A 10,342-nucleotide genomic window follows, 5' to 3' on the forward strand; every position below is an offset into this window, starting at 1 on the left:
ATCCGCCATCGGCAAGAATTCTCGAATGGTCTTCTGGCACGCTTCAGCGGAATCCCACAGAGGAAGCCGTACATTGGGGTCAAAGCTAATCAGTATCTGCTTGTCTTGTGCCAGCTGGATGAGTTTTTCATGTGCCTTTTTGACCGGCCAATCAACCAAATCGACCGAACAAAAATGAACGATAGCGGTATCTTCCAGCATCTCCGGTGTAATCTGTTGTGGAGAGAGAAACAGATCGGCACTCGGATTGCGGAAGAAGGAAAATTCCCGGTTTCCGGTTGCATCCAGAGAGACAAATGCCAGACCGGTGTTCGCTTGTTTTGTGTGAAATACATACGAGGTGTCCACGCCGTTGCTGGTCAGCACATCGCAAATATGTTCGCCAAATGCATCTTCTCCGACCTGAGAAATCATGGCGCCGCGTCCGCCAAGACGGCTCACTGCTGTGACAACATTGGCCGGAGCACCGCCTGCTACACGCTCAAAGTGGGTGACTTCTTTGAGTGCGCAGCCTTTTTGCTGTGGTACAAAATCAATGAGTAATTCGCCAATCGCTGTGACTTGTTTCATGTATCGTTCCTCCCGTTATGCCTGTGCCCAGTGAAATGTCATCGGCTGAAGGGCATCGCTTTGCACTTCTCCCACGCCGTGCAGGGTAATTGTTCTGTTTTTCTGTTCTTTGCCCTGCGGATACACGCGCGTCGTCATGGTCTGCTCGCCGCCATTGACAAACAGCTCCAACGAAGAAGTATCCATCAAAAGATGCAGGGTATCCAAGGTCTGTGTCTGGATATATCGTCTGGTTCTGCCATATCCCGCCTGCTCGCTGAGCGTCAGAGACAGCAATCCCTGTGACCATTCTATCACAGCACAGGTTCCCATCGCAATGCGCAGATGATCGCCTGTATTGCGGATGCGCAATTCTGCCATCGCCCCGGTATCTATCGTCAACGAACCTTGCAGCGTTTGCTGCTTGCTGTCTGTTCGCAGCTGCTGCAATTCTGCAATCGGCTGTGCCGTCAGGCGTTCGCCATTCCAATGCAGTTCTCGCGGCACGCTCATGCCATGCTGCCAGCCGCTCCAATCCGCTGTCGGATTGGTATACTCTGCATCCGGCATACCCATCCAGCCAAGTAAAATCCGTCGGCCATCCGGTGCTTCAAAGGTCTGTGGTGCATAGAAATCAAAACCGGCATCCAGCTCTTGATAGTCGCCCAGCGTATAATCGGAACGGAAATCGCCATACAACGGGAAATATCCGCAGGAGTACACATTTTGATAGCGATACTTCTCGTGCGCAATGCCTTGTGGAGAGGTTATGACAATCCACTGTCCGTCAACACAGAACAAATCCGGGCATTCCCACATGAATCCAAACTTTTGCGGCGTCTGAATCGTATTCAGATGCTTCCAGTGCAGCTTATCCTCGGAGGTGAACACGAGAATTTCACCGACATCCTGTCTGGTGCGTGCACCGAGTACCATATAATACGCTCCGTCCTGTTTCCAAGCCTTTGGGTCTCGCACATGACAGCTGAGATTTTGCGGGTAATCCTTATTTTCCAAAATACAGCGATTACTCTCGGCTGTGATGCCGTCGCGTGTGATTGCCAAGCCAACATTGTGTCCGCGTCCCTCATAAATATAATCATAATTGCCGGGATGCTTGACATTACCGGTATAGTACAGATACAAACCGTCCTGCTCTGCCAGTCCCGAACCGGAATACACGCCGTTTTTGTCCCAAGCATCGGTCGGATACAGAAATACCGGATGCTGTGTCCAAGAGAGCAGATCCGGACTGCTCCAATGTCCCCAGAAAATCCGTCCTCTGTGGGCATCCAACGGGCTGTACTGATAAAAGACATGATACTCGCCCTGATACCAGCACAGGCCATTCGGGTCATTCATCCAGCCGGAAGGAGGCATCAAATGAAAACCGAAACGATAGGGATCTTTCGCTCTCTGTGCACCCGCTTCTACCTCTGCCTTGAGAATATTCTGCTTGAGTTCCTCTCGCTTTGTCTGCATATGATTGCCTCCTAAATCATGGATTGAACTTATTTTTTCACTGTCAGCAGGGTCTCGCCTGCCTTTGTCTGTCTGCCAATGTGTGTCAAAACGTCTGCATAATCATCGGCATTGGTTACAATAACCGGTGTAATGGTTTTAAAGCCTTCCGCCTGAATGGCTTCCATATCAAATTCCATCAGCAAGTCTCCAGCCTTTACGTGCTGTCCTTCTGTGCAGTGCGGGGTATAATGCTTGCCGTCTAACTGAACCGTATCAATACCGATATGAATGAGCATTTCTACGCCATTTTCACCGGTCAGACCCACGGCATGACCCATCAAGGTTTCCACGGTTGCATCAAATGGCGCATATACTTTCCCTTCGCTCGGTTCAATGGCTGCGCCCTTGCCGAGAACCTCTGCGGCAAACGTGTCGTCGCCAGTATCTGCCAAGCTAACTGCCTTGCCCTGCATCGGAGCCAGAATCTCCAGCTCGCCCTGAGCTTCCTTCGGCTCTGTAAATACCGGTGCTGCTTCCAAAGTTTTGTCTGTTGTTTCCGGCGCATGATTTACTGTCTGCGGTGCGTTTTTATAGCCAAACATCCAAGACAGAGCAAACGCTACGCCTGCGGAGATGGCAAACATCAAAATGTACTTAACCGGTGCATTGAGACACAGCAGAATACCAAAAATACCTGTTACGCCGGTGCCGGTAGCACCCAGAGAGGTAATGGATGCGAACATCGCGCCGCAGCCACCGCCGATACATGCGCACACGAACGGGCGGAAGAATCGCAGATTGACACCGAAGATTGCCGGTTCGGTAATGCCCATAAACGCAGACAGCGAAGACGGCAGTGCCATTGCCTTGAGCTTCTGATCGCGAGTCTTGAGGGCAACAGCCAGTGCAGCCGCGCCCTGTGCGATATTGGCAGAGGATGCCAGCGGCAGCCAGTAGGTACAGCCAAATTCCTTGATCTGACCGAGGTCAATGATGGTATACATATGATGAATACCCGTGACAACCGTCGGGGCGTACAGCGCACCCATAACCAGCGAACCAATGCCAAACGGAAGAGAAATCAACGTCTGAATACCGTTGATAATGCTGCTCTCTACAATATTGAATGCCGGGCCAATCATCGTCATCGTCAGGAATCCAGTCACAAAGACGGATACCAGCGGGGTGACAAACAAGTCCAGCATTGCCGGTACGCGCTTGTGCAGCCACTTTTCAATATTTGCCATGACAAATACCGCGATGATAACCGAAATGACATGTCCCTGATAGCCGACAAGCGGTACTTTCCACAGGCCAAATACATTGAGATACTCATCTACGCCGCCCGTCATCGTCCATGCATTTTGCAGATTCGGATGTACCATAATCATGCCGATAACGCCGCCGAGAAATGGATTGCCGCCGAATACCTTCGCGCCGGAGAAGCCAATCAGCACCGGCAGGAACACATAGGCGGTGTTCGAGAACATATTGGCCAGCACGAACAGCGAGCTTTCGTTGGACATGTTGATATAGCCATTGTTAATCAAGAAGTTCAGCGACTCCATAATGCCCATCAAGAAGCCGGATGCGACAATCGCCGGAATAATCGGAACGAAAATATCGCCCAGTGTCTTAATAAACCGCTGGAACGGATTGGCTTTGCTGGCTGCTGCCTGCTTGACCTCTTCCTTCGATGCCGCCGTGATGCCTGCCATGGCGATAAATTCGTCATATACCTTATTTACCACGCCTGTGCCGAAGATAATTTGCAGCTGACCGGATGCCTCAAAAACACCCTTGACGCCTTCTGCATCCTCCAATGCTTCTTTGTTTACCTTACTGTTATCTGCGATGACCAGCCGCAAGCGCGTTGCGCAGTGTGCCGCGGATACAATGTTGTCTTTGCCGCCGATGTACTGCATCGTCTCGGCTGCCGCTTTTTTGTAATCCATAAAGCGAACCTCCATTCATCCTATCTCTTTGTGAAACTTCTATGAAACGTATATGAAATGTTTCATCTTTCTGTTACACAGTATATCAGATTTTCCCAGCTTTTCAAGCGTTTGATTTCACAAAAATTTCATATTTTTTCGTGCACATTGCCCAAGCACTCTTCAAACTGTGCGGTTTTATCCTTGTTTTGTCGGTCTGCTTTGCTTTTCTGGTGTAATTTTGAGACGTTTGTTCATATGAAACTCAGTTTCATATGAGTGCAAAACAAAAGACATCCTCCCGTACAGAGAGAATGTCCTCCTATCTTAGCAGGTTTCTTGTTCAATGACCTCAAAACCCATCTTCAGTTTTTTCTTCATATCAATGCCGCTCTCGATCATTTTTACCAGCATATCCGCGCCTTCCATACCAGTAGACTTGTAAAACAAATGTGCCGTCGTGAGATTCGGCTCCACAATTTCCGTCATACGGGAGTGCCCGATGCCGGTAATGCCAATATCTTCCGGAATACGCTTACCGATTCCCTTCAAATACTGCATGGCACCGATGGCAATGGTATCTGTGGCACACACAATGCCGTCAATCTCCGGTGCTTGCTCCAGCAGCTTTTGCGCGGCATCATAGCCGGATTCCAGTGTAAATTCCGAATACGTCACACGGCGTTCCAGCAATTCTAGCTGATTCTTTTGCAGTGTATCCAAATAGCCATGCATACGCGAATCTCCAGCGGCACGATCTTCCGAAGTGACCATAATTGCACCGATGTTCCGATGTCCCGCCTGAATCAGTCGTTCTGTCATTGCAGCGGAAGCACCGTAATCATCATGGAACACGCAGGAAAAGCCCTCGACCTCCTGTGATACAATGACAATCGGCATCCGCATGGATTGCAGCAATCGAATATGTTCGTCCGTCAAAATGGTGGCACTAAAAATTACACCAGCCAATTCATCCTGCTGAAACGATTTCAGATATTGCAGCTCTTTTTCCACACTGTTTTCTGTATTGGCAAGCAGCATCCGATAACCCGCTCGATTGAGCACCTGCGAAATGCCTGCGACCATACGCGAAATGCTCTCGGAACTGATTTTCGGAATGACAATGCCAACCGTCGGACTTTTGCCCGGCGCGGTCTGTTGCGAAGCACGGTTGGGCACATATCCGGTCTGTTCCACGACTTTGCGGATTTTTTCCTTTTTCTCCTCGCTGACGTATCCATGATTAAAATACCGCGACACACACGCCTTGGACACATTCGCGAGCTGCGCAATTTCTGTAATCGTCATACAAGTCCCTCCGTTCTATCTCATTTATTGTACCAAATTCCCGCGCCGCTGGGAAGGGCATTTTATATGTGAAATCATACTACAAAAAACCACCGAATCCATGTGGAAACGGTGGTTTTGCTTTTGCAATTGTTGCAGAAATAATTGGCAAATTATCTCTTGGAGAACTGCGGAGCGCGACGTGCAGCCTTCAGGCCGTACTTCTTTCTTTCCTTCATTCTCGGGTCACGGGTCAGGAAGCCAGCTGCCTTCAGGATCGGACGATACTCGTCAGAGTTAGCCTGCAGCAGTGCACGAGCGATGCCGTGACGGATTGCACCAGCCTGGCCAGTAAAGCCGCCGCCGGTTACGGTGCAAACAATGTCGAACTTCTCAGTGGTCTTGGTAGCTTCCAGCGGCTGACGAACGATCAGCTTCAGGGTGTCCAGACCAAAGTAGTTGTCGAGGGTACGATTGTTGATGGTGATTTCACCAGTGCCGCCCGGGAGAAGACGAACTCTTGCAACAGAGGACTTTCTTCTGCCGGTGCCGTAGAAATATGCTTTCTTAGGTGTGTACATGACTTAATTTCCTCCTTGTAAGAATTACTTGCCAGCCCAAACGGTCGGCTGCTGTGCTTCGTGGTTGTGCTCCTCGCCTGCGTAAACCTTCAGACGGGTTGCAGCCTTGCGGCCAATAGAATTCTTCGGGAGCATACCCTTAACTGCCAGCTCGATTGCCAGTTCCGGACGCTCAGCCATCAAAGTCTTGTACTGAGTCTCCTTCAGGCCACCGATCCAGCCAGAATGTCTCTGGTAGTACTTCTGAGTCAGCTTGTTGCCGGTCAGGATTGCCTTAGAAGCGTTGATAACGATAACGAAATCGCCAGTATCAACGTGCGGGGTGAACTCTACCTTATGCTTACCGCGAAGGAGAGCTGCTACAGTAGCTGCGGTACGACCCAGCGGCTTGTTTGCTGCGTCGACGATATACCACTTGCGGTCAATGTTTTCAGCCTTAGCCATATAAGTGGACATGATCTAACCTCCGATTATAATTTTTATCTGAAATGTTTCATTCACGTTAGGTATTGCCCGAAATCCGAACTTTTTCCCGTTTTTCGAGCGCTATATTGTTATACCACATTCAAAATCCAAAGTCAACACATTTTTTGAAGATTTTAATTTTCCACATATCAATCTCTTGTTTTCTCTTGTTTTCTCTCGTTTTCTCTCGAATACTCACAACCCAAATTAAAATTTTTCTCTGTCCAATTGTCGAAGGATGCAGTATAATAAAGATATTACGGCGCGAAAAATGCGCGTTTCGGAGGAAAATCATGCAGAAAATGCTCTCTTATGTCCGCCGCGCGGTGGATCAATACCATATGATTGAAGAAGGCGATGTGATTGCGGTCGGCGTATCTGGCGGCAAGGATTCTCTCGCGCTGTTGTCTGCGCTTGCAAAACTGCGTCGCTTCTATCCCAAGAAATTCGAGGTCAAAGCAATCACCTTGGAAATGGGCTATGAGGAGATGGATTTCACACCGGTTGCCAAGCTGTGCGAAGAATTACAGGTAGAATACATTACCGAACAGACAGAAATCAAAACCGTGGTCTTTGATATTCGCAAGGAAGAAAATCCCTGTTCGCTGTGCGCGAATATGCGCCGCGGCGCACTCAACAGCACCGCTAAAGCGCATGGCTGCAACAAAGTCGCGCTCGGCCACCATTTTGACGATGTCGTCGAGACCGTGCTCATGTCCCTGTTATATGAAGGCAGATTCAGCTGTTTTTTGCCTGTTACGCACTTAGACCGCGCGGAAATCACGGTCATTCGTCCGATGCTCTATGTGCCGGAGTCGTATATCCGCTCGCTGGCCAAGCGGCTGGAGCTGCCAATCGTGCACAATCCCTGTCCGGCAGACGGCAGCACCAAGCGCGAAGAGATCAAGCAGCTGCTGCGCTCTTTGGAGCAGACCAATCACGGCGTGCGTCAGCGCATCTTTGGCGCGATTCAGCGGTACCCGCTCAAGGGCTGGGCACCGGATAAAACCGTGCGCCGAAAAAAGGGAGAATAACCAAAAAGGCTTCTTGTCTGGTTTGACAAGAAGCCTTTTGCTTTGTATTTACTTTGCCGAGCGGCTGTATGCGCGGCTCTTTTTCGTGTGTTTGCTGACCGGCTTTTCGGTCTTGGTGCTCTTGCGCACGACACGGTACTTATTGCTCGGACGCTTCATCAGGCGTGTGCCCTCATAGCGCGTCGGATGGTACGTGTAGACTTTGGTGTTGGCATGAATGCCGCAGTCTGCCAATTCTGCCAGAATGGCATCGGACAGAGCGGCTGTATCTTCGCGCTGTGCCAGAGAAATCTTCATCACGCCCTGATACGAGCTAATCAAGATACCAAACGGCTGATAGCCGCACGGCAGGATAGCACCGTAATCTTCAATATATGCCTGCATACTCTCCGGAATATCAAATCTGCCGATATTGGTCAAAATAAAGCTGTCGCGATACACATAATTGCGCGCCATATCGCGCATCATGGTTTCCTTTTCTTCCATGTTCATCTCCGCATGATGACCTTCCGAAACACGGGTGCTGCCAGCCTGACCCCAATATGCCGAATGACGCGGTGCGCGCTGGGTGTCAAACATCGCACGAACCTTCTGACAGGCTTCTGCAAACGGCAGAGAGAACCAATCATATTCAAACGGCAGATCCAGCAGCGAAACAAAGAAATGTGTGGTGTCAGACGGAACAATCTGACGCAGATCCATCGGGATCTCTGCGACAACCGGTGTACCCGCATCCTGTTCGGTATAATAGGTGCGGTACAGGGCGAAGGAAATCGCTGTGTACAGCAGGCTGATCGGCGATGCCCCGTGTGCATGGGTCCAAGCTCTCAGCTCCGCATACGGGAACGTGATCTCTGTCATGCGCTCATTGCCTTCTCGGTCAGCAACCGGTGCATGGAACGACTTCTCAACCGTATAATGTCCCTCTTCCGACGGATTCGCCTGATCCAGCTTGGCATATCCGTCTTCACATTCACTGAGCTGGAACTGTGTCTCATGCGTGCGAATGCTGCCGTCATTACAGACCGGCTTGCCGCACAGGGTCAGATATTCAAACAGGACAGCGCGGATAAACTGGTCAAAGCCATGTCCATCACACAGAGAATGCTGATACTCCATATAAATGGTCTTGTCTTTCCAGCCCAGCGTGAACATGTAGCCGTTGTTATCTTCCGAGCCCATATAATACGGAGAGACATCCGAGAACGGCAGAACAACCGGCGGCAGCGGATTGAAATAATACCGATACGCGTCTGTATCACGCGACAGGCCAACGCGCATCTGCGGGAAACGCTCTAGTGCACGTTCTGCCGCCTTTTGCAGCAATTCCGGATTGACCGGCTCTGTCATGCGAATGATGTGGCGCGGTGCACATGCCAGTTCTCGATGGGTTGCGTACATAAAAACCGGACCATAGCTGTCCGCTTCTAAAATTTTCTTTGGTAAATGCTTCATGGTATACATGGAAAAACCTCCTGATTTCCATCACGGTGGTGTTGCTCTTTTCTTTCTGTTTCCAGTATACGTTTCGTTCGTGAGAGAAACAAGGGCAGATATTTCCGAAAATTTCCTGCAACACTCGGTTGGTTATAAGCACTTTAACCAACACTTATAATCTCACTGTTTAAAATAACACAAATATTATCGAAAATACTCGATAATTTACACTCCATCAGCACTTTGCACAATAAAAAAGAACAACCGCAAAATCTTAACGATTTTACGGCTGCTCACAGGTATTATATGGATAGATTTCAGGCTCCCTCATTGAGGGAGCTGGATTGTCGCTCTGCGGCAAGACTGAGGGAGTAACCAGTAAGCCCTAACGAATCAGGGTAACTCTGATTCATACCGGCTCACGTGCTGCTCCTTCCGTCACGGCTGACGCCGTGCCACCTTCCTCAAGGAGGAAGGCTTTTCCATCAAATTGTTTAATTTCCTGTATTGGTCGGCAGATACGGAATAATCTTCTTTGCCAGCTCAGAGGTGGTCATCGTCTGGAGCCAAACACGGCCTGGTCCGCGCAGGGTGGACAGGAATAACCCTTCACCGCCGAACAGGATGTTCTTAAATCCCTTGACCATTTCCGCGGAATACTGTACAGAGGTCTCAAATGCCGCGATATTGCCGGTATCCACACGCAGCAACTCACCCGATGCAAGATCAATGGCCTGCACACTGCCGTCAATCTCACAGAACACGGCACCGTTTCCAGAATACTTTTGCAGAATAAAGCCTTCGCCGCCAAACAAACCGCCCTTGACGCCGCGGTTAAAATAGGTAGACAGCTGCACACTGTGCTCTGCGCACAAGAACGCGCCCTTTTGTGCGATAATCTCATAATCTGGACGAATATCAAACTTCAAAATCTGTCCCGGCATCGTCGAGGCAAACGTCACTTCATCGACATCGCGTGTCGCCGTAAACGTCGCCATAAACAGAGATTCACCGGAAAACATTCTGCCGAATGCTTTACCCAATCCGCCCTTCATGTTGGATTCCATCGTTACGCCTTCGGTCATCCAGCTCATACCGCCGGACTGCGTATAGACACTCTCACCGCGCGACAGACGAATGGTCACTGCCGGCATCATATCGCCAAAAATCTTATACTGCATGGTTCCTCCTTATCTCTGGGGATGTCTCTCTCTACAAGATAAGTATACCATAGATTTAATGCAAAGTATATTCCGTTCCATTGACTGTCAACGATTTTGCATTTTCCAAATCAATCGCGTCGGCAAGAGCAAAGTAATGGGTGTAGGTCTTCATGACTTCCGGCTCCAAATCGCCGTGCAGTTCCTGCAAGTCCAGCTTCTTTTCGCTGCCGTCAGCAAACTGTACCGTGACGTCCGGCGTACCGTGAACATATTCCTTCCAATCGACATCCCATTCGCTCTGTGCTTCCAAATAGCCCGGCAGCGTATATTGGAACGTAATTGTGCTGGTATTCAGACGAATTTCATTGAGGGTACCCTTCTTGCCGGTCGCACTGGTCAGCGGCGTATCTGTCTGTACGCTCTTATCC

Annotated in this window: 10 protein-coding genes; 1 reads left to right on the forward strand and 9 read right to left on the reverse strand. The window is 49.7% G+C overall.

Features of this window, described 5'->3' with window-relative positions; translation table 11 throughout:
- From ACR0P9_RS03350 to rplM, 6 genes are all read right to left on the reverse strand, one after another.
- The coding region (locus ACR0P9_RS03350) for a carbohydrate kinase family protein (RefSeq protein ID WP_432617423.1) at positions 1 to 570 on the reverse strand (570 nt) is incomplete at its 3' end.
- Positions 571 to 585: 15 nt separating this feature from the next.
- On the reverse strand, positions 586 to 2,031 hold the full coding sequence (locus ACR0P9_RS03355; protein ID WP_432617424.1) for a glycoside hydrolase family 32 protein: 1,446 nt from the start codon (positions 2,029 to 2,031) through the stop codon (positions 586 to 588).
- 29 nt (positions 2,032 to 2,060) lie between these two features.
- A complete protein-coding gene (locus ACR0P9_RS03360; protein WP_432617425.1) occupies positions 2,061 to 3,968 on the reverse strand; it encodes a sucrose-specific PTS transporter subunit IIBC in 1,908 nt (635 codons plus the stop codon).
- Between the two features lie 306 nt (positions 3,969 to 4,274).
- Entirely contained in the window at positions 4,275 to 5,255 is a 981-nt protein-coding gene (locus ACR0P9_RS03365; protein WP_432617426.1) for a LacI family DNA-binding transcriptional regulator, read from the reverse strand.
- Between the two features lie 152 nt (positions 5,256 to 5,407).
- Positions 5,408 to 5,815, reverse strand: coding sequence for a 30S ribosomal protein S9 (rpsI, locus tag ACR0P9_RS03370; RefSeq protein WP_432617427.1), 408 nt, complete (start codon positions 5,813 to 5,815; stop codon positions 5,408 to 5,410).
- Positions 5,816 to 5,839: 24 nt separating this feature from the next.
- Positions 5,840 to 6,271 carry a 50S ribosomal protein L13 gene (rplM, locus tag ACR0P9_RS03375; protein WP_432617428.1) on the reverse strand — a complete coding sequence of 144 codons (432 nt, stop codon included), beginning with the start codon at positions 6,269 to 6,271 and terminating at the stop codon, positions 5,840 to 5,842.
- A 302-nt stretch (positions 6,272 to 6,573) separates the two neighbouring features.
- Between rplM and ACR0P9_RS03380 the strand changes: the two genes are divergently transcribed.
- Positions 6,574 to 7,314, forward strand: a complete 741-nt coding sequence (locus ACR0P9_RS03380; protein ID WP_432617429.1) for a tRNA 2-thiocytidine biosynthesis TtcA family protein — start codon at positions 6,574 to 6,576, stop codon at positions 7,312 to 7,314.
- Positions 7,315 to 7,362: 48 nt separating this feature from the next.
- On the opposite strand, the gene ACR0P9_RS03385 is transcribed toward ACR0P9_RS03380, so the two are convergent.
- The 3 genes from ACR0P9_RS03385 to ACR0P9_RS03395 form a co-directional block, all read right to left on the reverse strand.
- Positions 7,363 to 8,778 carry a hypothetical protein gene (locus ACR0P9_RS03385; RefSeq protein ID WP_432617430.1) on the reverse strand — a complete coding sequence of 472 codons (1,416 nt, stop codon included), beginning with the start codon at positions 8,776 to 8,778 and terminating at the stop codon, positions 7,363 to 7,365.
- 467 nt (positions 8,779 to 9,245) lie between these two features.
- Positions 9,246 to 9,932 (reverse strand): TIGR00266 family protein, encoded by a 687-nt coding sequence (locus tag ACR0P9_RS03390; protein WP_432617431.1) that lies wholly within the window; start codon positions 9,930 to 9,932, stop codon positions 9,246 to 9,248.
- Positions 9,933 to 9,987: 55 nt separating this feature from the next.
- Positions 9,988 to 10,342 (reverse strand): hypothetical protein (locus tag ACR0P9_RS03395; protein ID WP_432617432.1); only part of this gene is annotated, 355 nt, incomplete at its 5' end.

It is taken from the genome of Butyricicoccus sp. (assembly GCF_050872565.1).
GTDB lineage: Bacteria > Bacillota > Clostridia > Oscillospirales > Butyricicoccaceae > Butyricicoccus_A.

Bases quoted from the DNA above. Each gene is read 5' to 3' on its own strand.
- ACR0P9_RS03355 (WP_432617424.1), bottom strand. From the start codon at position 2,031: ATGCAGACAAAGCGAGAGGAACTCAAGCAGAATATTCTCAAGGCAGAG.
- ACR0P9_RS03360 (WP_432617425.1), bottom strand. From the start codon at position 3,968: ATGGATTACAAAAAAGCGGCAGCCGAGACGATGCAGTACATCGGCGGC.
- ACR0P9_RS03365 (WP_432617426.1), bottom strand. From the start codon at position 5,255: ATGACGATTACAGAAATTGCGCAGCTCGCGAATGTGTCCAAGGCGTGT.
- rpsI (WP_432617427.1), bottom strand. From the start codon at position 5,815: ATGTACACACCTAAGAAAGCATATTTCTACGGCACCGGCAGAAGAAAG.
- rplM (WP_432617428.1), bottom strand. From the start codon at position 6,271: ATGTCCACTTATATGGCTAAGGCTGAAAACATTGACCGCAAGTGGTAT.
- ACR0P9_RS03380 (WP_432617429.1), top strand. From the start codon at position 6,574: ATGCAGAAAATGCTCTCTTATGTCCGCCGCGCGGTGGATCAATACCAT.
- ACR0P9_RS03385 (WP_432617430.1), bottom strand. From the start codon at position 8,778: ATGTATACCATGAAGCATTTACCAAAGAAAATTTTAGAAGCGGACAGC.
- ACR0P9_RS03390 (WP_432617431.1), bottom strand. From the start codon at position 9,932: ATGCAGTATAAGATTTTTGGCGATATGATGCCGGCAGTGACCATTCGT.